We start from the raw sequence: 23,688 nt of genomic DNA, 5'->3' as shown, positions 1-23,688 counted from the left end.
AGGAGATCCCCATGCAGCGCAACTTCATCCGCACGCCTTTCCCTCTCGGCCGCATCTTCCCGCTGTGGGCGGCGTTGCCCGCAATCGCCCTGTGTCTTGGCGGCTGCACCGGCACGCCGCTCCCTCCGGTTGAAGTCACCCTGCCCGTGACCATGGACGTCACCATTCCCGCCGCGAGCATGGCGACCGGCTCGGCGGATGTGAGCCTCGGCGCCTTCTGCGGGCTTTTCAACCAGGAGGACCTGGACGCGCGCGTCCGTGAGGCCGCCGGCGACCTCATTGCCGACCTGGTCACCGTCACGAGCGTGGAGCTCGCGTCGACCAACATTGTCGCCACGGACGGAACCTTCGCTCCCTTCACCAGCGCCCGGCTCACCCTGACAATTCTCGAATTGGGCGGCGAGACCCTGCTGCTGGGGGCCGCTGCGAACAACGCCGGCCTCGGCACAGAGTTCTTCCTCACGCAGGACACGCCCGTGGATCTGCTGAACGACCTGGAGGAGGATCAGTGCGGTTCGCCAACGCTCCACCTGGAAGGGGCGGCAATTCTCGAACCGCGCGACATTACGTTTGACGCGAGCGTCACGGTGCTGGTGTATACGCAGTTCCGCTGACGCCGCATTTCACCCGCCAGGCCGCGCGGCCACCGGCGTCGGGCCGCACGGTGAAGGTCAACACCGCCCCCGAAACCGCGTGTTCCTCCGCCGCCGGTTCGGAATTCAGCTCCGCAAAGACGTAGGGCTCCGGTATCAGCACCGTGAGCGTATACGGCTTGCCCGGCGCGCCCTGGAATTCGCCGGCCAACACCCGGCCCTCGTAGGACCACGACAGCGACGTGTGATCGCGCGCGCCCTGGGTGAAATGCCCGCCGCCGGCGACCAGCAACGGCCGCTTCTCGAACAGCCGCAGCCCGAACAACCGGACGCCCTCCGCCGGGATTTCGGCACGCAACCGGCCCTGGATGACGCCCAGGTATTGCCCCGCCCAATAGTCGTAGATGGTGTAGTAATTCTCGCCGTTCAGCCCCAGTCTCGGCAGGGGAATGTCCGTTTCCACCGATCGGTCCGCGTCCCAGTTGAACAGCGCCGCGATCGTCCACTTCCCCGCCGCGCCATCCACCGGAAGCACCCACTGGCCCGGCGGGGCCTCTTGAAACAGGTCGCGCGGCCGCCCGCCCGCCGCCGGAGGCGCGAGCCGGGAGAGCACGTGGCGGCGCACCGCGCTCAGCCCCCCGGTGGAGGCCGCTGGTTCAAGATCCGCGCCCTGAACCGCCGCCAGGGTCATCGCGGTGATGAACTGGTTGTCGTTGAAGCGGGGGGACAGCTTCTCCAGGTCCCCGAGCCACGCCGCGATGGCCGGGCTGCCGCCCCGCGCGGCGTAGTATTGGCGCGACGCAATGGCCCAGTCCAGCAGCGTTTCGCCGCCGCCGGAGATTTCCGGCGCGGTATCGGGGAACTCCGGAGCGCCCTCGGACGCCAGCCAGCGCCCGGCCAGCGCAAAGCGCTCCAGCGCCTCCTGCGGATCCCGCTCGGTAATGGCCAGGTACACGCTCCCGGCGGGCAGGCTCTCGCCGGGCGCAACCGTCACCGGCGGATCGAAGACCGTATCGGCGGCAAACTGGTCAAATTGGCCCGGGGCCATTCCCGAACTGGCCGCCAGGCGCACCTCGCCCCGGCCCGCGCCGCTGTGCAGAAAGCCGGCAAGCACGCTCTGGCCCGTTGCTTCGTTGTACGCCGCCAGATGCCCCGGGCTCGATGCGGATGCGCCGGCAATCATCGCGAAGCGCTGATCTCCATCCGGCGGACAGAACACCCGTATCGGCCCGACCCCGCCGAGGTAGAGCGAACCGCCCTTGCCCACACCGAGGGGGGACAAGCGCGCCACATCGACGGGCTTGCGGGTGTGGTTGATGAAAGTAAAGTCGATGGTCAGGAACGGCTGCGTGGGATAGGTGGCGATCTGCCAGTCCCCATCTTTGCTTCTGAACTGGAAACCATTTCCCTGGCCCAGGGGATTACGCACTGCGGTACGGACCGACTGCCGGTGGTGAATCTGGATCGGCTTACGGGCGCCGTCGGCAAACTGCACGGCGGGGTAGAAGTCATCGAGCACGTGCTGACCGCTGAGCAGCAGGATATCGATACGGTTGTTTTTCTGGACGATAAGCTTGTATTCGTCGGTATTGATCTCGCGTTGAGGACGCTCTGGACGATAGAGGGGCGCCGCAACGCTATGGGACGACCAGACCAAGGCCAGGAATATCAGGCAAAAAAGGATCGGTTTTTGTTTATATGTGTTGATTGTGCTCATTTATTGCTCGTTAGTATGGGTAATGGCGCCACGAATCCCCGCAGGTGTCCTAAACGCAACGGAACCAATGTTGATCAAATGCTGTCCCTGTTGTCCCTCCTCAAAGCACTACTATCCCACGGGAAGGCCTGTGGTTTCTATTGCAAAAAACGAGGACGGCTTGCTATACTCAAGACTGCGGCGCGTTCCTTTCCGAAGTACCACCGGGGCAGCTGTAACTTGTTTACCAAGTATGGTTTCGACCGGATGAAACCCATATTCCAGGAGCATCAACAATGGCGCGTAAGATCTATCGGCACACCCTGACCCCGAAACAGCAGGAGCGGTGGGACATGGAGGACATGGCGGGTTGGCGCGATTCCATGGTGGGGGTGGTGGAGGATGACGCCCGCGAAGAGGGCTGCAAGAAGTTTGTGTTGTATGATCGCGCGGAGCAGATTCTGGCCAAGGGCGAGGTGCGCAAGCTGCCGGAGCCGGAAGCCGTCGGCCCCTGATATCCGCGTAAAATGTATGAATCGGGCGCTGGATCCCCGGGATCCGGCGCCCGTTTTTTATTCTTCGGGCGGCAGTTGCAGGATGCGATTAATCAGCGCCTGCACATCGCCCGCATCAACCATTCCGTTGAGATTGAAGTCCGCCAGCGGATGGAAGGCGGCCCGCCGCAGCACCATGTTCACCATGAGCTGCCCATCGGCGGCGTTGATGGCCCCATCCTGGTTCACATCCCCCACCCGCTGCAACGGCGTGTCCAGGAAGTGGTAGGGGTCGCTGCCCGCGGCAATTTCCGTGGCGTTGTCGAATCCATCGTTGTCGATGTCCAGATCCAGGGCATCGGGGTAGCCGTCGCCGTCCGTGTCGGCGGGCTCGTCGGCGTCGGGCACGCCATTGCCGTCCCGATCGGGGTCTACGGCGTCCGGGACGCCATCCCCGTCGTCATCGGGGTCCAGGAAATTGGGGATGCCGTCGCCATCGGGATCCTGGGCCTGAAACGCGTCCGCCCAGCCATCGCCGATCATGTCGGGGTCTTCCGCGTTCGGTATCCCGTCGCCATCGATGTCGGGATCCTCGCTGTCGACCATTCCGTCGCCATCCGTGTCGCGGAAGGGATAGTTCCCCTCGCCGATCAGCAACGCGCCCTCCGGTTCGAGCAGACCGGCCGCCGTAATGCCTTCGGTGGCCCGCAACAGCGGCGTGTCGATGTCGCCCGCCCGGAAACGCGCGGATGCCACGAAAACCGGCCGGCCGAAGGGCGTGGTGTCCACCACCGCCAGGAGGTATGTCTGCACCGGGACCTCGACGTCGAAGGCGCCGTTGCCCGGCGTGATGGTTGTGCTGTATACGCGTCCGCGCGAATCCAGCAGGAGCAGGGTCTTGTCGAAAAACGCCTCATCCGGGATCACGCCGCGCACGCTGGTCATCGGCGTTTCCGGGGCCTGTGGCATGCGCGCGGCAAACGCGAAGGGATCGCCGTAGACGCGCGCCACGCCATCGGGATCGCCGGGACCCGCCGTCCCGAGAAAGGCCGGCCCCAGCGGCCCATCGTTCACCGCCGGGCTGTCGCTGTCCCCTTCGGGCACGGGGTAGCCGGGCTGTCCCCAGCGCCCCGCGTAGCGCAGCCAGGGCGCGGCGTCCTCGCCGGACAGGCGCCCGAGCGGGAGCAGCCGCAGCGGCATCTGATCGCCGTAGTCGGTGGTCACGAGCGGCCCGTCGCCGCCGGTCGGCAACAGCCAGTAGCCGAGGCCGTCGTGCACTTCGAGACCGGATCCGTAGCGCGTGGCGCCGGGCTCGAAATAGAGCGAATTGCCGCCCTGGCCCACGTACAGTACGGGCCGGTCGCCGCCCATGCGCTCCAGCGCGTCCCAGGCGATGCTTTCCCCGCCCGCGACCGCGGGATCCCGTTGCGCGAGGGCCCATTGCTGGGTGGCCGTGGCGCGGTAGGGGCGCAGGTCCTCGTCGAGCAGCACCTGGAAGACCTCCCAGTCGCCCTCGTGGCGGTGGCCGCCGGTCTGGTCCAATCCCCACACGTCGGCGAAGAAATGCAGGTAGTACTGGATCGACAGGTGGGCCGTATTGGCGCCCGGTTCCACGGAGCGGTTTCCCAGCGGCGCGACCGTGTAGTAGAGCACCGGCTCGGGAAGTTCTTCGGCCGGCGGATACGCGGCGAAGAGTTCGCCCGTGTTTTCGCCCGGCAGGTCAAGGTGCGCGTTCGCGTTCGGCGTCTGGTGCAGATCGACGGCCCACGGCGCGCTGCGCAGGGCCATCGTGTTGCCCAGATCCAGCGTGCCGGCCGACAGCGACACCTCCACGGGAACCGGCGCGAAGACGGCGTCGCGGTGCAGCCGCAGGACGGGCGCGTGCGCCCGCGCCAGGGCCTCCGCGGAGGATTCGCCCTCGCCGGTGTAAACGGGGAGCGGATCCGCCACCAGGACCGCCGTGTATTCGGCGATTGAGGTCCCCGCATCATCCACAAGCACAAACCCGAAGGTTCCGTAGGCCGTCTCGGCGTCCAGCTGCGCGCCCGGCGTGATGGCGTAGGTGAGCGTGTGCGCCCCGGCTTCATAGTCCACCGGCTCCCCGCCGTCCGCCGATCCGATGGCCCATCCCTGGGGCGCGTTCTGGTTCAGCGCCCCATCCGGATTCACGCGCACGGCGTAGCGGCCGGGCTCGGCGAGATAGATCGATACCGTCAGTTCCCCCGCGACGCCCGGCGTCCAGACGCCGTAGTCCACGCGGTAGATCCCCGAGCCGGGCAGGCTCTCGGGATCGCTTCCGTCACTGCCAAGAAACCACTCCACGCCGTCATCCACCCCATCGCCATCGGTATCGGTCTCCAACGGGCTCGTCTCGCCATCCCCGATGACGCCGTCGCCATTCCGGTCTTCCTGGCCATCCAGCAACCCGTCGCCATCCGTGTCCGGGTTGGTCGGGTCCGTACCCAGCATGTACTCGGCGGCATTGGTCAGTCCATCGCCATCGGGATCGCCTTCCGCGCCGTCGTCTCCGTCGGGGCTGGCGGGGTCCAGACCGTACTGCAACTCCCATTCGTTCGGCAGGCCATCGCCGTCGACATCGTCGGATCCGCCATCCAGACGCAAGGCGGTCAGGCGGCGGGGAATCGTCGTGGGATCCTCCCAAACCAGCAGGAACTCGTTGGCCTCGGGGTTCGCGCCCGCGGCCGCGCTGCTCGCGATTTCGGGGTTGCCCGGCAGATTGGTGATATCCCCGAGCAGCTGGCCATTTCCGGCCACCGTGGCGTAGACGCCTCGCGGCGCGGCGACCGGGTCGCGGTTCCAGATCATCAGGGCCTGCTTCGACGCGGCATTGTGCCCTAGGGCCACGGCGGATCCGGCCCGGCGCGCGGTGTCGATGGACCGCACCGCGCCCAGCGCGCCATCCGCGTGCACCGCGATCCCGTTCTGGCGTCCGCCCGCCTCGCCCCAGGTCACAATCCAACGGTTCTGCTCGGGCGCGGCGACCACCCGGATCGCTTCCGCCCCCGGCGCATGCTCGCTGACGATGATAACCGCCCCTTCGGCGGTCCCGGTGTTTCCGGCGAGACGCTGCGCGCGCACCTGCACCAGCGTTTCTTCCTCGTTCGGGACCTCCTCGCGCCAGGCCACCAGGTACGCGTTGGCGTCCGGCAGCCACGCGATATCCGGCGCAAGCTGGGGATTATCGCTCGCGGCCACGAACCCCGTGGAGATGGACGCACGCGTGGCGCCGTCCAGCCGGACGAGGCCGAGAAAGGCGCCGCCGCTGAAGTCCTGGCCGAAGGTCACCGCGACGTGGTTGGCGGCGGCGTTCCACACAGCGCGTGGATTGCTCTTGTCGCCGGAGCCCGTGGTGACGCCAAAGGAAGTTCCAAGGGTGCGCGCGTTCAGATCGAAGGAACGGCCCTGGATGAACGCGTCCGCCGTCGGGCTGGTGCGCTGCTCCCAGAAGAGCCACGCCGCGCCCTCCTCTTCCAAGGCCACGGCCGCCGGTTTCGACGCCGTGCCGAGGGCGCTCAGCGAAACCGTGACCGGCTGGGTCAGCGGAAGCAGTTCGGCGTCGTACAGCGCGGCGCGCACCTGCTGATCTTCGATCCACGCGATCGTCCAGATGCCGGTCGAGGCGTCGAAGGCGACGGCGGGCTGCGACTGCGCCAAACTCGACGGCGCAACCCCGAAGGGCGCGCCGACATCCCGCCGCGGAACCACCTCGGCCGTCACCACCAGCGGGAAGCGCTTGGTCCCGGCGCCGCCCGGTATAAAGACCACGGTCCCGATATGCGGGGAGCCCGCCGCCGTCAGGGTAGCGGGATCCGCCGCGATTTCGGCGGTTGCGGGACCGTTCCCCTGGGATGGGACGACCGTGATCCACGGGAACTCGGTCTCCGCGCGCCAGGAGAAATCCGCGCCGTCGGGGCTGCTGATTTCCACCGACCCCGTGACCGGCGCGCCGCCTTCCACGGCGGAAAGCGAGATCGCGTCCGGGTTCAGCGCGAGGTCCACCTGGGACGAGGCGATGTTTACCGTCAGCGTGACGGGGTCCAGCGGGCGCATCGCGGGCGCATTGACGGTAATGCGCGCGGTGTGCGGGCTGTCCTCGGCGCCCAGCGCCGGGAGGTTAATCCGGAGGTTTACGGTATCGTCGCCGAAGCCTTCGTCCCGGGTGAAGGTCAGCCAGGGCGCGCTCGAATTCAGGGACCACTCGAAAAATGGAAAGCCGTTGCTGTCGAGCTCAAGCGTCACGTCCGTTATTGGCGGCCCGCCCGGCTCCGCCGTGATAGCCGGCTCGCTCAGGGTTGCGGAGAACACATTGTCGGCGACCAGCGGGCGCGGGTCGGCATTGTCCAGCAGGCCGTCCCCGTCCGAATCGGCATTGTTGGGGTTCGTGCCCAGCGCGGCCTCTTCGGCGTCGGTGAGGCCATCGCCGTCGGAATCCAGCGCATTGCCCGTGCCGCCCGCGATGCGCACCCAGAGCTCCAGCACGGGAGGCCGCCCGGGCGTCGAGGAGATCACGGCGATGCCGCCGTTCTCGCCCAGGGTCCCCTGAAAGGCCGTGCTGCCGGCGATCGTGAACGTGCCGCTTCCGTTAAACAGAATCTGGCCATCGTAGTCGCGCCCACCGGCGGCGCCGAAGAAATAACCGTTGCCGCCCGCTGTCACTGCGCCGGTTTCCGCCACCGGCGTTCCGGATCCCGCCGCGATGCGGTGCACGCGGTACGTGCCGCGGAAGCGATCAATCGTTCCGCTGTTGTTCGGAAATCGGCGCACGTAAAGGGCGAGTCCCGAATAGCCGCCCGGAATTTCCGGGTCGCGGCCACTGCCGAAACTGGCGGTGTTTGCAATGAAGCCGCCGCCCGCGAGGATCGCCCCCGCGGCGGCGGGCTGGCCGCCCAGCGCGATGGTCCCGTCCTGAATGACATCGTAGTTGTAGTTCCGGACCACGCGGTCTTCGCGGATAAGCACGTAGCTGCCGCGACCCTCGGATTCCGCCAGGCCGAAACTGGTCTGGTAAGCGCCGTTGTTCAGGCGCAACAGCCCGTGGTAGCTGTAGGCCCCGCTGAACGCGTTATCGCGGCGGCTCGCGGTCTGCCGTATGGAAACCTGGAGGCTTGCGTACCCGTCGCGCGCGGCGGATTCCTGGTTGGGCGGCGCCTGCCGCGTAAACACGGCCAACTCCCCGCCCAGGCCCACGCTGCCGTTGAATCCGGCGTTGTACGCGCCGGTGAACAGCCGGAAGGTGGCGTCCGATGCGACTTCGTAATTCAGTACCGTGGACTCCGGATACGTGAACAGGCGGTTCAGTTGGCCGGTTCCATTGAACAGGCGAAATCCCCGCCCCAGTTCCTGACGCCCGCTGAGGATCTCGTACAAATCCTGCGCGAAGTAGGTCCCGTTCAGCGTGGCGTCATTGGCGGCCTGCTTTGTCTGGCCATGCGCCGGCGCAATCCAGAAAAAGGCCGCGAGTATCGCCATACACCCCGTGAACGTCCGGAAAAAAGCGCGCGTGTCGTGCATCATGGAAACTTCCGCCTCATCGGGACCCAAACCCGAGCCCTGCCTCGATCCAGTCCCTTACCTTACCACGCGGGCCCGCATTCGCTACAGGGGCCGGAACGCGCCGGCGCGGGAATCACATTTTAAGGTGCAGTTCTGACCGATGAATTACGAGCGCTATGGAGCGGGCCTTCAGCCCTTATCACCTGTTTGAGCCCTTTGCCTGGGCCGATGGCCCAGGCTGGTTTGAAGCAGGCCTTCGGCCCTTATTTTCGGAATATCATTTCTTCTGCGCCGAAGGCGCCCGATCATATCAGCCTGGGCCGCAGGCCCAGGAAAAATGACGGCTATTTCGGCCAAGGCTGAAAGCCCGTATCATAACGGGTTTTCGCCGAACTGCTAAAATCGTAATTCTTTAGCGGAATGAAGCTGGCTTGATTCCTCGACGAAAAATCCCGGGCCGCAACGGAAGTGCGGACGAATGGGAGCGCGGGCGGCCCGCCCGCAACGCGCCGGAGGCGCGAGTCTGCTAATCAGCGGTAGTCCGGCTCCAATTCTCTCGCCGATCAAGTGTGCCGATATTGCAAATACGCCATGCACCTCCGGTGCATTGCAGGCGGGGACGCCTGCGCTCCCAGCCTTGCGAGCTCTCGTCGTAGTAACGCGGCATGACAAGAATGGGCTGGCGCTACTTCATACGGCTAAAGTATTACCTAAAATCGAGACTTTTCTAACTTCCCCACTGCCGAGGTGCGGTAATACCAGAACGGCGCCCCATTTTAACGTCCAATCCGAGCCGAGCGCCATACGATCCACCTGCAATGTAAAGAAGGGCGCGAGTTGGAGCGCTGGGATTTCGCCGCGGCGAATCACGGACCTTGCCGGCGGAGATGCCGGCGCTCCAATACGCTCACGATCCTTGATTCGAGGGTCCAAATCGTCAGGGGCAAACGCCCATCCTCCTCGATCCATATTGAATGCGATTGGCCGGGGCGAATCGGACCCCGGGCGTTAGCGCAGTTCCACCTGGGCGTAGACCATGTCGCTGTTGCCGCCGTAGCCGAGGATGTCGATGGTGTTGGAGGGCGCCGTACCGCTGCGCACGCCGGCGAGGCTGAACGCGCTGATGGGTTTCTGCAGCGGTATCTTCACCTTCGCGTGCGGATCGACCTGGGGGTAGATGGGCAGCAGGTAGTTGCCGGGATCCTCGTTGGCCAGGTAGACCACCGCATACACCCGGCCATCCGGCGTTTCGTGAAATCGACCGAAGCCCGCGCCCGGGCTGATGGTATCCGGCTGGAGCACGTGCCGTTCGGCCACGACGCCATCGCGTACGACCGCCAGGTGCAGGCGGTAGCCCACTGTCTTGTCCGGGAAGAACTTGTCGCGCATCATCGGCGTGTGCACCTCGGTCTCGTGGTACAGCAGGTACGCCGCGCCGTCCGGCGCCACCCACAGGTCCTCATTCCGGATGTGGCCGGCTGTGTCGTCGACATTGGCGATTTCAATGGGTTCCGCAAACGGCGTGGCCAGGGTGTCCGGCGTCCACGTGTAATACAGAATGCGGAACACATAGTCCCATTTCTGTCCGGTCTGCTCGGATTTGAACGCGCGCCACGCCTCGACCGGCTCCACGATGTCTCCGATCACCAGGACATGCGCGGACCGGTCCTTCAGCGCCACCTGCGGGTAACACGAGCGGATGGGAAACGTAATCGCCCCGTTGGCCAGGGTCTTCCCCGCGCGATCCAGGTGCGCCCAGTGCTGGATGCTGGTATTCGCGTCGATGTTCAGCATCAGCGCCTCGCCGCGGGGGCCATCCACGCCGTATCCCCGGTACGAATGGTCGGTGAAATAGGGGGATTCGATGTTCCACACCGGCGATAGCTTCACCGGCGGGGTCGCCTTGTCCCGCAGCGAAAAACGAAGCAGATGCGGCTCGCAGTCGAGGTATTCCGCGCCCGGCGGGTGCAGCGAATCGTTCGCGTAGAGGAAAAGTTCGCCTTCCGCGCTGACGCCGATGGAGCAGGGCTCGCGCTGGCGGTAGCCCTCGGCCTCCTGGAACATCTTCCAGCCGTCGTCGGTGCGCTGGAGCAGGCGCCAGCGCGTATTGCAGAGCCGGGGGACGCCTTCGCCGGTCTCCATTTCGCTGACGATCACCTCGTCTCCGGACCGCACGATCGACGTGCAACCGAAGGACCAGAGCGGCCCGGATCCGTTGTCCGGCGACACAAAGGTGTACACCGACTCCTCCGCAAGCACGACGGGGGTGGGCAGCGGGCCGGCGGAGACGGAGAGGGCGCTGGCGAAAAAAGCGGCTAACAAAGCAACTGTGAGGCGCATGGCAGGGGTCCTGAGAATATGTAAGCTTGGCGCAGCCTGAAGCAGGCCGCACGAAAAGCAGGCGCTCGATCCGAGAACACCTGAGGTTCCGTCATCTCCGCGAACGCGGAGATCCAGTGACCTGAACGCGCAAACCGCGGACTCCACTGGATTCCCGCGTTCGGGGCTGTTAATTTACTCAACTCACCCCACAGTACGGAAAAAATTTGAGCAATTCCGTCATCTCCGCGAACGCGGAGATCCAGGAACGCGAACGCACAAACCTCCGTATTCCACTGGATTCCCGCGTTCGCGGGAATGACGCTGTAGGACAGCAGCACAAACTTGTAGGTTTTAAGCCGTCCGTACCAGCTAAACCGACAGCCCGCGTTCGCGAGAATGACAGCCCGGATGAAAACGGCTACAACAGCCTACGATCTTCCCCGCGCCAGATCAAAGCCCGCGCGGCGTGCTACACTGTCTCCGCGCGCGCCGACCGATCCGGCGCCAATATGATTGGGGAATGCATGCCGAAGTTCATCCTCGCCGCCCTGCTTTGCCTGCACGGCTTCAGTCACATCACGGGATTCGCCGAAGCGGCCGACCCCATTGCCAATACCGGTCTGACCATGCCCGTTTCAAAGGCCTACGGCGCGCTGTGGATGGCCTGCGCCTTCCTCTTCATCCTCTCGGCCGCGGCGTACGTGTCGCGGCGGGACACCTGGTGGATGCTCGCGCTCGCGGGCGTCGCCCTGTCGCAGTTTCTCGCCGTCGCCTTCTGGGCCGACGCGAAATTCGGGACCATCCCGAACCTGCTCATCCTGATCGCCGTGCTCGCCGCATTCCTGCACTGGCGCTTCCGCCGCGCCGCGCTTCGCGACGTGGCCGCCCTGCTCGCGGACGCCGGTCCCGCCAGCGCGATTGTGAACGAGGCCGCGCTTGCCCAACTTCCGGGTCCCGTCGCCACCTGGCTGCGCCGGGCGGAGGTCATCGGCAAGCCCCTGGTCCGAACCGCCCGCCTGCGGCAGGCCGCGACCATGCGAACCGCGCCGGAGGGGCGCTGGATGCCAGTGCACGCGGAGCAGTGGTTCAACGCGGAGAAGCCCGGCTTCGTCTGGCTCGCGGACGTCACCGCCGGCCCGGGCTTTCACATCGCCGGGCGCGATTCCCTCCTGGGCGCGCGCGGGCGCATGTGCGTCAAGGCCCTATCCTGCCTCCCCATCGCCGACGCCACCGGGCCCGAGATCGATCAGGGCGCACTCGTCCGCTACCTGGCCGAGATCATCTGGCTGCCCTCCGCCGCCCTCCGCGGCGGCATCCAGTGGACCGCCGGCGGCCCACGTTCCGCCACCGCGACCCTCGCCGTCGGCGAGACAAGCGCCGAGGTCTGTTTCGAATTCAACGCCGCCGGCGACCCCGAACGCATCCGCGCCCGCCGCTACTACACCCGCCCCGGCGGCGCCACGCTTGAGCCATGGCGCGTCGACCTCGATCCCGACAGCTTCGACACCCGAAACGGCATACGCATCCCCACCCGCGCAACCGTCACCTGGGACCTGGAAACCGGCGCCTTCGAATGGTACCGCGCCGAAGTCGAGCACGCCGATTGGAATGGGGTGTAAAGGCCGTGACCGGTCACGCTTGCCCACCCGTATTATGATCGCTCGCCGCCCAGGAATTCCGCAACACTCATCCATGGCAGCGGTGATCCGGGCGATTCTATGGAAGCGCCGCCGGAGATTATGCACGTTGCGTCGCACCGAAGCGCGGCATCCAGCAAGGTCGCGCGCAGCGACATTCCCGGGTCCCCGGGCTGGGCCATGAAGCGCGTTTTTTCTCGCGCCGTGAACCATATAGCCCATCGCCGCAATTGGCTGTCAGGTATACCTGCAACCCGCAGCGCCTTCAAGTAGTACACCAGAAGCTCCCGGGTCACGGCGGGAATGATCGCTCCGTCGCGCCAGTGGATAAGCACCTCCCGGAAGTCACTTGCGACGAAACCTCTGATGATAACGTCCGGCGCGAGTACAACGATGGGTTGGCGCTTACTCACGATCGAGTTCGTCCAGAATACTTGCGATCTCCGTCTCGCTCAGTCCCTGCCGCGACACCTCAAGTACGCCTTGCTGGTACAGCAGGTCAAAGCCGCCTTTGGACAGCGCAATACCGGTGTCAATCCACTCATCGAGGATGCGCCGCCGGAAGCGCCATTCCTTACCCAATTTCGTTGCCGGAATCTGGCCCTCCTGAGCCCACTTGTACACCGTTTGTGGCTTCAGCTTGAGGTAGCGCGCCACGTCTTCCACCGTCATGATGTCAATGTTCATCTCTCGCATTGCGGTTAGCGCCCCAATGCGGGTGCGCCATCATTCTGCCCCTGAGAGAGCCCCACGACGGAAGTCCAGACACCCTGGTAGAAATTGCTTTCTTGTTCGCGGAATATCTGAAAGCCCATGGAAGGCGCCCCAATGAATGGGCGCAGGCTCCACGCCATCTGGGTACCCACGAACGCAAAGATGACAATCCAGATCTGAAGGATCCGCACCGCCTGGCGCGGATACAGGTCCGAGGTCTCACACATCGCGTCAAGTCCCCGCCAGAGCCCCATCATCCCCCAGGCACCGCTGAAGGCGAAGATTGCCACATGCAACAGCTTCAGAAAGTGATATCCGCTGCCGGTAATAGAGAAGAATAGTGCAATCGGCGAGCAGGCCGCCAGGAGAATCGCGTTCAGCGCCATCGCAAGCAGGATCAGGGCCAGCGTCTGAAGAAAGCTCAGCCGGGATCCCATAATCACGTTTACGACGTACAGCATCGGAAAGCAAACCGCAAGGGTGGCCAGATAGAGCACCGGCACCTTGAGCGCGGCGGATAGCATCTGCAAAAGGCCGCTGGAAACCCCCATGGTCAATCCATGAAAGGCGGAAAGTACAAATATGATCGCGAGAAGCATCCCGATCTGCCGCAACGTATCACGATTCGCGAAGATACCATCGAAGTTCTCTTCGCGATGACGTAGTATTCCATCGACAAACTCCGGGATGGTGTTTCGCGGTGCGGAATCGGAACGCCCCGCCCGTTGCACGACTTCGGATTCTTCCATCGGCTCCGGATCGTGTAATTCCTCTCTATCGCTCATCTCACAGCTCCTCAGTTGGAAATCCAAGTGATTCTCTCTATGGTTAAACTATACTGTATTCAGCATTTTGTCAATATAATTTTATTGTTTATTGCTGTTTGCTATCTTTTGATGCCAAACGCTTAATGATTCATAATGGAACACAATCTCACAAGGCGTCGAGTCCGGCTGCTCCTTATGGTGTCTAGCAGACGGTTGCGAATGTGGCGCCAGGCACGGTACGCATAGTCAGGCCACGGCAAGCCGTCCCGTACCGCGTATGCAATGTACTTCTCTATTCCCTGGGCGTTGCCTTGGGTTCCTGGGTCTCGAAATGAGACCAAACCCAAACCGTGTCTTCCCGCACATGTGAAGATTTATCGGTTACAGCGGGATGCGCAACATCTTTCCTGGATCGCCGCGTTGGCGACGTTGAAGGATCACGGGCATACGGCCATCCAAGCCGCATGGCGCTGTCCGCCTACGGCGCGTCTTCGACCCCTTCAGGGACACAACAAATCGCGCCCTCCTCCCCGTGTCGTTGCCACGGGCTATACTGCGCTGGCCCTTCCGGGCCGAAGATGCCCGCGCAAATCAAGCATCATCACTCAATTTCTTTGTGTTCTTTGTGCTCTCTGTGGCTCCAAATCCAATCCCCCGCCCGCCGTGACCGCAGGTCGCGCCCTGGATCGTCTCCTTTGCGCATTCGCGTGAATATCAATCCTTCTCCAACTTCTTTCCTTCGTGGTCTTCGTGCCCTTCGTGGTGATCATTTCTTTGGCTGCGGCCCAAGGCTGCCCTGCGTTCTTTACGCCCTTAGCGGTTCCCAATCAGACACGAGCCACCCGCGCTTGCGGAACGCCCCCGGTGCGGTATACTAAACGCCGCATCATTACCATCTTCGCCCCGGACCAAATCGGAATACGCAGCATGCCACGACATCTATTCCTCCTGTTCGCCCTCCTGCCCGCCCTGTCGCCCACAGCGGCGCTGGTGGACGCCGCGGACCACTTCGAGCGGACCATCCGCCCGATGCTGGCGGCCCATTGCTTCGGCTGCCACGGCCCGGAAACGCAGAAATCCGGGTTGCGCCTCGACTCCCTCGCCGCGATGCGCGCCGGGGGTTCCCGGGGTCCCGCCGTGGAACCGGGCAATCCGGACAGCCTCCTCCTCCTGGCGATCCGGCAATCGGGCGATCTGAAGATGCCGCCCGAGGGCGCGCTGTCCGCCGCGGAAATCGAGACGCTGGCGGCGTGGGTCGACTCCGGCGCCAACTGGCCCGAATACAAGCCGGCCCCCGCGCCCGTGCCGGCGCAAATGCTCGAAACCCGCGCCCGGCACTGGGCCTACCAGCCCCTGGCGAGTCCGGCCCCGCCCGCGGTCCAACAGGCGGAATGGCCCCGCAACGCCATAGACCGATTCCTCCTCGCGCGCCTGGAGGCCGACGGCCTCGCGCCCGCGCCGGAAGCCGACCGCCGCACGCTCATCCGCCGCCTGAGCTACACGTTGACCGGCCTGCCGCCGCGCCATGACGAGGTGGAGGCCTTCGCGGCGGATGATCGGCCTGAAGCCTACACCGAACTCGTCGAGCGCCTCCTCGATTCGCCCCACTATGGCGAGCGCTGGGGACGGCACTGGCTGGATGTCGTCCGATACACGGATTCCTTCGACTCGCGCGGCAACGACAAGACCGATCCGGTGGAGATCTGGCGCTACCGGGACTGGGTCGTAAACGCGCTGAACCGAGACATGCCCTACGACGAGTTCGTGCGCCACCAGGTGGCCGGGGACCTCATCCCCGGCCCCGGCGGCGACTTCAACCGCGACGGCCTCGTCGCCACGGGCATGCTGGCCATCGGCCACTGGCCGCAGGGCGACGCCGACAAGGAAAAGATGGTCACCGACATTGTGGACGATCAGGTCGATGTGGTGACGCGGACCTTCCTCGGGGTGACCATGGCCTGCGCCCGCTGCCACGATCACAAATTCGACCCCTTCACCATCGAGGAGTACTACAGCCTCGCGGGGATCTTCTTCAGCAGCAGCATCCTCCCCGGGCCGGGCGCCAAGACCGAGGGATCGCCCATCCTGCACCTGCCGCTTGCGTCGCAGGAGACCCTCGACAGGCGGCGCGACGCCGAGTCCCGGCGGGACGCGTTGCGGCGGGAGCGCGAAACGCTGCTGGCCGATTCCCGCGCGGCACACGCCCAGGCCGAACGCGCGCGCACAGCGGCCTACCTCCTGGCCACCCAACGGGAAGCCCCCGCGGATCCCGCGCTCAACCCGGACGTGCTCGCCGCATGGCGCCGCGCGCTGGAAGGCGGCATCGCCCCGGCGCTCCACCAGGCCACCCCGAACTTTCAGGCCCTGCCCGGCGTCACCGCGCGCGCGGACAGCGGCGGCGTCCCTTCCGCCACCGGAAACGCCAGCGACAGCGCGGTGCAGTACAGCACGATTACCCAGCCCGCGCGATCGGTCGTCGTGCACCCCGGCCCGAGCGAGGGCGTGGGTGTGGGGTGGCGCGCGCCCGCCGCCGGGGCCTATCAGGTCGCCGGACGCCTGGCCGATGCCGACGCCAATTGCGGCGACGGCATCGCCTGGACCCTCGTGCACCGGGAGCATGGTGTCGATCGCGTGCTCGCCACCGCCGAGATGAACAACGGCGGATCCGCAGATATCGCCCTGCCCGCACCGGTGGCGCTGGACGCAGGCGGACAAATCCTGCTCACGGTGTTGCCGCGCGGAGAATACTCCTGCGACACCACACAGGTCGACCTGCGTATCCAGGCGGACGGCGCCGCGTGGGATTTCGCCGCCGACGTGCTTCCCGCCTTTGATGCGGGCAACCCCTGGCCCGATGCCGCCGGAAACGCCGACGTCTGGTGGCTCTATCGCGGCGCCGCGGAATCGCACCTGGATCCCGTGCTGTTCGCGCCCTGGCATGCCGCGATCCGTGACGGCCAGCGCGACGACTCCGCACTCGACGCGGCCGCCGCCATGATCCAGGCCGCCATCAACGCCGCCGATCAGTCCCCGCCGCTCCAGGCCGCCCTCGCGCGCCTCGGCGAGCCCGGCGGGCCACTGTGGATCGAGGCGCCGCCCGCAACGGACGATTCACCGCTCGCCAGGGCCAACGCGGAACTCGCCGCGCTGGATGCCGAGCTGGCGCAACCCCTCGATTTGGCGGTGGGCATTCAGGAAGGCGGCGTGCCGGAAACCGAACACGCCGGCATCCACGATGTCGCCGTGCACCGGCGCGGCAGCTATACCAATCTCGGCCCCATGGTGCCGCGCCAGATGCCCGCCATCGTCCGCGGTACCGCCATCCGCCCCGTGACCGCGGGCAGCGGCCGCGCGGACCTCGCCGCCTGGCTCACGGAAGAGTGCGCGCCCCTCCTCGCGCGCGTCATGGCCAACCGCGTCTGGCAGCACCACGTCGGGACCGGCCTCGTCCGCACCCCGGGCGATTTCGGCGCGCAGGGACAGCCCCCGACCCACCCGGAATTGCTGGACCACCTCGCGGCGCGCTTCATCGAATCCAGCTGGAGCCTCAAGGCGCTCCACCGCGAAATCCTGCACAGCGCGGCGTTCCGCCAGTCCAGCCAGCCATCGCCGGAGGCCCTGGAGCGGGACCCGGACAACATCCTGCTCGCGCGCATGAACCGCCGCCGGCTCGACGCGGAATCCCTGCGCGACAGCATCCTCGCGGCCACCGGGCAACTCGACCGTACCCCCGGCGGGCCGGCCTATGTGGACCTCGGCACGCCCCGCCGCACCCTCTACTACCGCACCTCACGATCCAACCTCAACACCTACACCCAGCTCTTCGACGGCGCGGACCCGACCAGCATCGTGCCCGCGCGAAACGAGTCCACCGTGGCCCCCCAGGCGCTCTTCCTGCTGAACCATCCCGTGGCGCTGCGGGCCGCCGAAGCCCTGGCCAATGCCGCGGGAGGCCAACCCATGCCCGCGCCCGTCGTCGAGATGTACCGCCGCCTCTACCAGCGCGAACCCAGCCCCGACGAGCTCGAATTCGCAACCCGCGCCCTCGAACGCCTCGGCCACCCCGACCCCAACGCGCTCGCCGCCTTCGCCCAGGTCATGCTGAGCAGCAATGCGTTCTGCTTCGTGGATTGAGCGTAGCAATCCCCAACACCCTGAGCAATTGTTACCCAAGCCGGACATTGCCTTTACGGGCTTATTGGACCTGCAAGCATCTGCCCGTAAAACGTTTCGCCCCGATTGAGCCTGATGTAGGTGTCTTGGGCTATCCTGAGTTCAAAGCAGTGCTTATTCTACGTGAAGATGCTACGTATCATGTATACTTACGCAAGACTTCAATTCTCATGGAATTTTGCAAATGAACCAAGTTCAGACCGTATACCGGGCCTTTTCGCTCGCGCCGCTGACGCCGGAACAGGAATCCCTCTATGTGCCGTTGGATCGTTCGCGGGGGGAAATGGACGTCGTTCACCGGCTGGCGTCTCGCATTCGGATGGCCGAGCACTCGGTGAGCCAGGTCCTGGCGGGGCACAAAGGCAGTGGAAAGTCCACCGAACTGATGCGATTGCAGGTAGAATTGGAGCGCCAGGATTCCGGCGGGCGCTATTTTACGGTTCTGGTGAAGGCAGACGATGACATCGATAGAAATGACGTGGATTTCCCCGAGATCCTCATCGCACTTGTACGGCAACTGGCAAAACAACTTAAGGAACGTGAAGGAATCCAACTCAAACCCGGGTACTTCGCGGATCGATGGGAGCGTATCAAGAAACTCCTTGGCAGCGAGATAAGTTTCGAAGGGGCAAGCCTCGAAGCGGGAATGTTGAAGATCTCCTCCACGCTCAAGAGCAGTCCCGATGCCAGGGACGACATCCGCAAGCTCCTGGAGCCCGACACCAACAACTGGCTCGCCGCGGCCAATGACGTGATCGGACAAGCCATCGCCGGACTCAGCCGCAAGGGCTACCAGGGCCTCGTGGTTCTTCTTGACGATCTCGAAAAATGGTCATACGGCCCAAAGATGACGCAGGTTGCTCAACGGCAGAGTACCTCTTTATACACCGCGCCGCCCAGCTCACCGCATTTCAATGCCACACCGTCTACACCTTACCCTTGTCTCTGGCCTACTCCCACCACGAACAAGCCATCAAGTCCAGTTTCAACAACCATGTCCCCGTTGTCCCCATGGTCAAGGTCGCAACACCGCCACCGGATTCCAAGCCGCACCGGGCGGGACTCGACCGGATGCGCGACATGATCCAGCGCAGATGCGCCTCGGCCGGCATTGCGTCTAAGGACCTGTTCAAGACGAAGCCCCTCGAAACGGAATTGATAAAGTTGTGCGGCGGGCAACCATCGGAGTTGATGGCCTCCGTTCGCGAAGCCATCCTGGCATCCGGCCTTCCCATAGATTCCAAGGCCCTCGCCCGGGTTCGCAGGGAGGGCGAACGCGAGTACGCCCGCATGCTCCGGCGCGAACATTGGCCCATAATTGAGGAAGTGCGCCGTAGCGGATGGTATCCGCGAACAGAGGATACGGAAGACGAATTCCGCGAACTCATTGATAGCCGCGCCATACTGCAATACGTCAACGACAGGGAATGGTACGGACTCAATCCGATGGTGGCTGGCTTGACCCCGCCGCCGCCGCCCGGCGAGGTCTAAGATGGCGCGCGCCGCCACCGACATGCTCTCCGGCCGCGAAACCCAGGAGCAGGCCGCGGAACTCGCCGCGCTCCGGCGACTGCTTGATATTTCGGCGAATACCTTTTCCATCTCGGTTGCCGTATGCAATAGTCCCATATTGAGGGACTATTGCATTGAAAGCGTCCGAAAAAGCCACCCTGATCTGGCCGTCGTTAGCTTGCCCCGCGGGTGTGTGGATGTATATGGCGAAGTGACGAGTCAATTAGAGACGATCCACCCTCCCGCGCTCTTCATGACAGGCATCGAACACTCCGTTTCCTCGGAGACCGAAGAACACCCGACCCTGCGTTCTTTGAACGCCTCGCGCGACTTGTGGGAAACCCGCTTCCCCTGCCCGGTCGTATTCTGGGTGCCCGCGTATGTGGCAGCGCTACTCCCCTCACAAGCCCCCGATTTCTGGCGATACCGGAGCCACGGCTTTGAGTTTGTCGCGCCAAGGTTGAGCCAGGAAGTGGTCGTTCGCGAAGGGTGTGAGGACAGCTACGGGATTTCCAGAAACCTTGATGCAACGCAGAAACGATTTCGCATCGCTGAATTGGAGCAACGAATAGCCCAGGTCGATTTGCCTCCAAACGAAGGGCTCGCACCGCACCTCCTGAATTGGTTGCAGGAATTGGGGTTTCTATACAATTGGATCGGCGATCCTGAGAAAGCAGAACGCATCCTCCATCAGGCGCTTGACGTGTGTGTCGACTGCGGCTTGGCCGAGTACCATGCGGGAGTATTGTCCAATCTGGCGTATCTCTCCGGAATGCGCGGCGATGGAGAGAGTGCTGAATCCCACTATCGGAAGGCGCTTGAAATCTATCGCGGAACGCATAACCTTCACGGCCAGGCCAGTGCGCTGGGCAATCTTGGAAGTGCTATTCGGGCGCGTGGAGACCTGGACAATGCGGAAGCTTTATTTCGCGAAGCATTAGCCGTTTACAAAGAAGTCGGCAGCGATATTGGCGAAGCAAACATGCTTGCCAATCTTGCCAGCAATGAAGAGGCGAGGGGCAATCTGGACAGTGCCGAAAGACTCTATCGTCAAGGGCTAGAAATCTATAGACAAGCCGTCCATGTCGATGGCGAAGCGGATACCCTCGCAGAGCTCGGCGACATCGAACGGACACGCGGAAATCTTGAACGTGCCGCGGATTACTTTGGTCAGGCGCTAGCACTAGATCGAAGCGTCGGGCGCACTGCGGGAGAGGCCAGTGCCTTGAGCCGCCTTGGCGCCGTCACTTTCGATAAGGGAGACCTCGACGCAGCTGAGGGATATCTTCGCGAGGCGCTGGACCTATACCGCCAAATCGGCCGGTCAAATGTAGAAGCTACTATTCTCGCACACCTCGCCGCCATCGCCTGGGCGCGTGATGATCTCGACGCAGCGGAAACCCTTTTCCTGCAATCCCTCGAAATCGAGCGCGCCAAGGGGCAACTCGATAGGCAGGTGACCCGGCTGGCGGCACTGGGTGGATTGGCGTCGGCGCGCGGAGATATCGAACGTTCGGAACATTTCCACCAGGAGGCGCTGGCTATCCAAAGGCGGTTGGAATCTACGGAAGGTCTTGTAGATTTATAACCCAGTTAACATTGAGGTAATACTTTAGCGGAATGAAGTGGGCTTGATTCCTCGACGAAAAATCCCGCGCCGCAACGGAAGTGCGGACAAATGGGAGCGCGGGCGGCCCGCCCGCATCGCGCCGAAGGCGCGAATCGGATAAACGGTGGTGATCCGGGTTCAGTCGTCTCCCTGCTCTAAGGCGCCGATATTGCAAACACGCCATGCACCTCCGGTGCATTGCAGGCGGGGACGCCTGCGCTCCCAGCCTGGCGCGCTCTCGTCGTAGTATCTCGGCATGACAAGAATGGGCTGGCGCTACTTCAGATGGCTAAAGAATTGCACTTTCGGTAATTCTTTAGCCGTCTGAAGTAAGGCGTTCGCCGATACGAGATTCCTTACTTACACTGGATGTATTCGTCATTCCCGCGAAGGCGGGAATCCAGAGGGATTGCGAGGTTAACGTTGCATGGTCTCTGGATCCCCACTTTCGTGGGGATGACGGTGCTCGATCACCGAGAGCCGCCACCGTTGGGTGCGACGAGGGCGACTACTTCAGATGGCTAAAGAATTGCACTTTCGTTGATTCAGGGCTCCAAATCGATTCAAGATAACGCCCCGATGCCGCGGTCGGGGATAAATGCGATTACCCTGAAGAAATGGGCCGTTTTTTAAGGGCGCCGTTTTGATATTGCCGATGAATTACGAGCGCTATGGAGCGGGTTTTCAGCCCTGAATACCGTTCCTTCAGCGCCGGAGGCGCGGATCATAACCGATGGAATGACGAGGATTTCGGGCCGGGCAGAAAGCCCGTATCACGGTGGATCCGGCGTGCCGGAATGGCGGCGGGCTACTGGTGCAGCATTTCGACGCAGGTGTCGTACGCCATTTCCGGCGTGATCTTGCGGAACAGGGCCTCGGCGTTCTCGCGGTCGATGCTGCGCACCGGAATCTCCGGCCCCGCGTAGAGCACGCGCGACGGCTGCCGCAGGGGCGCGTGCTGGCTGGGGTGGGTGCCCCCGAAAACCGCAATGATCGGCGTTCCCATCGCCGAAGCGATGTGCATGGGGCCGGTGTCGCCGCCGAAATAGAGATCGCACTGCTCCACGAGCGCGGCGTAGTGCTTGAGGTCGGGCGTCTCCGGCGCGACGTGGGGCTTGCACCGCGTCATCGCGACGACCTCGTCCACCACCGGGCGCTGCCCCGGCCCGTAGGTGAGGAGCGCCTCGTAGCGGCCGTCGCGCATGATCATATCGGCCAGCGCCGCGTAGTATTCCAGCGGCCACTGCTTTTCGGGACGGTCCACGGGCGCGTGGATTGCGATGACCTTCTTGGCGCCGTGGAAGCGGCGGGTGAAATAGGCGTCGATGGCGTCGTCCGCCTCCTCGGGGATATCAATGACGACATCGAGGGAGTGGCACTTGGCGTCCACGGCCTTGCAGAGCTCCAGGTTCTCCTCGATGCGGTTCATGTAGTTGGAGACCAGGCGGACCCGCTGGTTGGTGGCGAGGTGGCTGAATTCCTGGGCGCGCGGGCGGGCAAACCCGATCCGTTTGGCGGCCCCGGAGCACCGCGTGATGACACCGGTCTTGAAAATACCGTGGAAATCGATGACCCAGTCGTAGCGCTGTGCGCGGAGCGTGGCGCACAGCCCGCGAAACGTCCGGAAGTCGCTCTTGAAATCGCCCGAGCGCTCGAAGACATGGATCTGGTCGAGCGCGGGGTGGCCCGAGATGACTTCGAGGGATTTCCGCTCCACCGCCCAATCGATTTGGGCGTTCGGGTAGCGGTTGCGGAGGGTATGCAGGGCCGGCAGCACGCGGACTACATCGCCGATGGCGCTTAACCGTACCAGGAGTATGCGGGGGACGCCATTGATCATCGTGTGGTTCCGGGTGCTCCACGAATCCGGGCCGCGCCGATCGCGCCCGGCGGCGGCGTGATTCAGCCGGCCGAACAGGGCCCATGCCGGGTGCGCCGCCCCTCTCCCCGAAACGCCGCGCCCGGAAATGCGCATAAAAAATGGCGGAGAGTGAGGGATTCGAACCCTCGGTACGCTTCCACGCACACACGCTTTCCAAGCGTGCTCCTTAAACCACTCGGACAACTCTCCGCAGGGCAGGATAGTGTAGTGCGCCGCGCGCTGAATTGTCAAATCGCGTGATACCAGCCGTTTAGCCCGGCGGCGCGGGAGCGGGCCCCGCCGGGACTTTACCGCGGGCCGCCCCCTCGGCTATAATCCGCTAAGTTATCGCAACAACCCCCGGAAATCACACGTCACGCATTACCCGCATAGGAGTATTCTCGTATGAGCAACGCCACCGAACTCACGGAAGACAACTTCAAGGATGCCGTAGCCAGCGGGGTCACCCTCGTGGACTTCTGGGCCGAATGGTGCGGGCCGTGCCGGATGATCGCCCCGGTGCTCGATGAACTCGCCGCCGAGTACGACGGCAAGGCAAAAATCGGCAAGGTGGACGTCGACAGCGCCTCGAACCTGGCGCAGGAGTTCAGCGTGTCGAGCATCCCGACCCTGCTGATTATGAAAGACGGCGCCGAGGTCAACCGCTTCATCGGCGTGACCGGCAAAGGCGACCTCGCCAAGGCCATCGACAGCGCGCTGGCCTGATCGGGCCCGCAACACATTCCAAAATGCACGACGCCCCGGCGCAAACCCGCGCCGGGGCGTTTGTTTCGTC

15 protein-coding genes and 1 tRNA gene are annotated in these 23,688 nt (G+C 64.1%); 8 read left to right on the top strand and 8 right to left on the bottom strand.

Going from position 1 to position 23,688, the window contains the following annotated elements:
* Positions 1-11: 11 nt before the first annotated feature.
* Positions 12-614, top strand: a complete 603-nt coding sequence (locus KF886_02200) for a hypothetical protein (protein ID MBX3176150.1) — start codon at positions 12-14, stop codon at positions 612-614.
* Here the strand turns inward: KF886_02200 and KF886_02195 are convergent.
* On the bottom strand, positions 583-2,310 hold the full coding sequence (locus KF886_02195) for a hypothetical protein (GenBank protein MBX3176149.1): 1,728 nt from the start codon (positions 2,308-2,310) through the stop codon (positions 583-585). The two genes, KF886_02200 and KF886_02195, sit on opposite strands and share 32 nt — an antisense overlap.
* A gap of 275 nt (positions 2,311-2,585) precedes the next feature.
* Here KF886_02195 and KF886_02190 point away from each other — a divergent pair, with 275 nt between their 5' ends.
* Positions 2,586-2,804, top strand: a complete 219-nt coding sequence (locus KF886_02190; GenBank protein ID MBX3176148.1) for a hypothetical protein — start codon at positions 2,586-2,588, stop codon at positions 2,802-2,804.
* Between the two features lie 57 nt (positions 2,805-2,861).
* Here the strand turns inward: KF886_02190 and KF886_02185 are convergent, their stop codons facing one another.
* Both KF886_02185 and KF886_02180 read right to left on the bottom strand, forming a co-directional pair.
* Positions 2,862-8,318 carry a hypothetical protein gene (locus KF886_02185; protein ID MBX3176147.1) on the bottom strand — a complete coding sequence of 1,819 codons (5,457 nt, stop codon included), beginning with the start codon at positions 8,316-8,318 and terminating at the stop codon, positions 2,862-2,864.
* A gap of 987 nt (positions 8,319-9,305) precedes the next feature.
* Positions 9,306-10,637, bottom strand: coding sequence for a hypothetical protein (locus tag KF886_02180; GenBank protein MBX3176146.1), 1,332 nt, complete (start codon positions 10,635-10,637; stop codon positions 9,306-9,308).
* Between the two features lie 506 nt (positions 10,638-11,143).
* Between KF886_02180 and KF886_02175 the strand changes: the two genes are divergently transcribed.
* Complete coding sequence (locus KF886_02175) at positions 11,144-12,238, top strand: hypothetical protein (protein MBX3176145.1); 1,095 nt, start codon at positions 11,144-11,146, stop codon at positions 12,236-12,238.
* A gap of 32 nt (positions 12,239-12,270) precedes the next feature.
* On the opposite strand, the gene KF886_02170 is transcribed toward KF886_02175, so the two are convergent.
* Genes KF886_02170 through KF886_02160 form a run of 3 tightly spaced genes read right to left on the bottom strand, consistent with a single transcriptional unit; the run spans position 12,271 to position 13,755 of the window.
* Positions 12,271-12,669 (bottom strand): hypothetical protein, encoded by a 399-nt coding sequence (locus tag KF886_02170; protein ID MBX3176144.1) that lies wholly within the window; start codon positions 12,667-12,669, stop codon positions 12,271-12,273.
* Entirely contained in the window at positions 12,662-12,952 is a 291-nt protein-coding gene (locus KF886_02165) for a helix-turn-helix domain-containing protein (GenBank protein ID MBX3176143.1), read from the bottom strand. The genes KF886_02170 and KF886_02165 overlap by 8 nt, the downstream gene beginning before the upstream one ends.
* A 5-nt stretch (positions 12,953-12,957) precedes the next feature.
* Positions 12,958-13,755 (bottom strand): actin-binding WH2 domain-containing protein, encoded by a 798-nt coding sequence (locus tag KF886_02160; protein ID MBX3176142.1) that lies wholly within the window; start codon positions 13,753-13,755, stop codon positions 12,958-12,960.
* Between the two features lie 909 nt (positions 13,756-14,664).
* Here KF886_02160 and KF886_02155 point away from each other — a divergent pair.
* The 4 genes from KF886_02155 to KF886_02140 all read left to right on the top strand — a co-directional run bounded on the left by KF886_02155 (position 14,665) and on the right by KF886_02140 (position 21,010).
* On the top strand, positions 14,665-17,871 hold the full coding sequence (locus KF886_02155) for a PSD1 domain-containing protein (protein MBX3176141.1): 3,207 nt from the start codon (positions 14,665-14,667) through the stop codon (positions 17,869-17,871).
* Between the two features lie 223 nt (positions 17,872-18,094).
* On the top strand, positions 18,095-18,994 hold the full coding sequence (locus KF886_02150; protein MBX3176140.1) for an AAA family ATPase: 900 nt from the start codon (positions 18,095-18,097) through the stop codon (positions 18,992-18,994).
* The gene (locus KF886_02145) at positions 18,991-19,401 is read left to right on the top strand and encodes a hypothetical protein (GenBank protein MBX3176139.1); all 411 of its coding nucleotides are present in this window, start codon (positions 18,991-18,993) and stop codon (positions 19,399-19,401) included. The genes KF886_02150 and KF886_02145 overlap by 4 nt, the downstream gene beginning before the upstream one ends.
* 1 nt (position 19,402) lies before the next feature.
* Positions 19,403-21,010 (top strand): tetratricopeptide repeat protein, encoded by a 1,608-nt coding sequence (locus KF886_02140; GenBank protein MBX3176138.1) that lies wholly within the window; start codon positions 19,403-19,405, stop codon positions 21,008-21,010.
* An 829-nt stretch (positions 21,011-21,839) separates the two neighbouring features.
* Here KF886_02140 and KF886_02135 read toward each other — a convergent pair.
* Entirely contained in the window at positions 21,840-22,871 is a 1,032-nt protein-coding gene (locus KF886_02135; protein ID MBX3176137.1) for a glycosyltransferase family 9 protein, read from the bottom strand.
* A 141-nt stretch (positions 22,872-23,012) separates the two neighbouring features.
* Positions 23,013-23,102 (bottom strand) — tRNA-Ser (locus KF886_02130).
* A gap of 195 nt (positions 23,103-23,297) precedes the next feature.
* Between KF886_02130 and trxA the strand changes: the two genes are divergently transcribed.
* On the top strand, positions 23,298-23,618 hold the full coding sequence (gene trxA / locus KF886_02125; protein ID MBX3176136.1) for a thioredoxin: 321 nt from the start codon (positions 23,298-23,300) through the stop codon (positions 23,616-23,618).
* The last annotated feature ends 70 nt before the right edge of the window (positions 23,619-23,688 follow it).

It is taken from the genome of Candidatus Hydrogenedentota bacterium (assembly GCA_019637335.1).
Taxonomy (GTDB): domain Bacteria; phylum Hydrogenedentota; class Hydrogenedentia; order Hydrogenedentales; family JAEUWI01; genus JAEUWI01.
This window is presented reverse-complemented; position numbering and strand designations above follow the sequence as displayed.

Excerpts from the sequence above, each read along its gene's own strand:
- KF886_02200 (MBX3176150.1), top strand. The coding sequence starts at position 12 with ATGCAGCGCAACTTCATCCGCACGCCTTTCCCTCTCGGCCGCATCTTC.
- KF886_02195 (MBX3176149.1), bottom strand. The coding sequence starts at position 2,310 with ATGAGCACAATCAACACATATAAACAAAAACCGATCCTTTTTTGCCTG.
- KF886_02190 (MBX3176148.1), top strand. The coding sequence starts at position 2,586 with ATGGCGCGTAAGATCTATCGGCACACCCTGACCCCGAAACAGCAGGAG.
- KF886_02185 (MBX3176147.1), bottom strand. The coding sequence starts at position 8,318 with ATGATGCACGACACGCGCGCTTTTTTCCGGACGTTCACGGGGTGTATG.
- KF886_02180 (MBX3176146.1), bottom strand. The coding sequence starts at position 10,637 with ATGCGCCTCACAGTTGCTTTGTTAGCCGCTTTTTTCGCCAGCGCCCTC.
- KF886_02175 (MBX3176145.1), top strand. The coding sequence starts at position 11,144 with ATGCCGAAGTTCATCCTCGCCGCCCTGCTTTGCCTGCACGGCTTCAGT.
- KF886_02165 (MBX3176143.1), bottom strand. The coding sequence starts at position 12,952 with ATGCGAGAGATGAACATTGACATCATGACGGTGGAAGACGTGGCGCGC.
- KF886_02160 (MBX3176142.1), bottom strand. The coding sequence starts at position 13,755 with ATGAGCGATAGAGAGGAATTACACGATCCGGAGCCGATGGAAGAATCC.
- KF886_02155 (MBX3176141.1), top strand. The coding sequence starts at position 14,665 with ATGCCACGACATCTATTCCTCCTGTTCGCCCTCCTGCCCGCCCTGTCG.
- KF886_02150 (MBX3176140.1), top strand. The coding sequence starts at position 18,095 with ATGAACCAAGTTCAGACCGTATACCGGGCCTTTTCGCTCGCGCCGCTG.
- KF886_02145 (MBX3176139.1), top strand. The coding sequence starts at position 18,991 with ATGATCCAGCGCAGATGCGCCTCGGCCGGCATTGCGTCTAAGGACCTG.
- KF886_02140 (MBX3176138.1), top strand. The coding sequence starts at position 19,403 with ATGGCGCGCGCCGCCACCGACATGCTCTCCGGCCGCGAAACCCAGGAG.
- KF886_02135 (MBX3176137.1), bottom strand. The coding sequence starts at position 22,871 with ATGATCAATGGCGTCCCCCGCATACTCCTGGTACGGTTAAGCGCCATC.
- trxA (MBX3176136.1), top strand. The coding sequence starts at position 23,298 with ATGAGCAACGCCACCGAACTCACGGAAGACAACTTCAAGGATGCCGTA.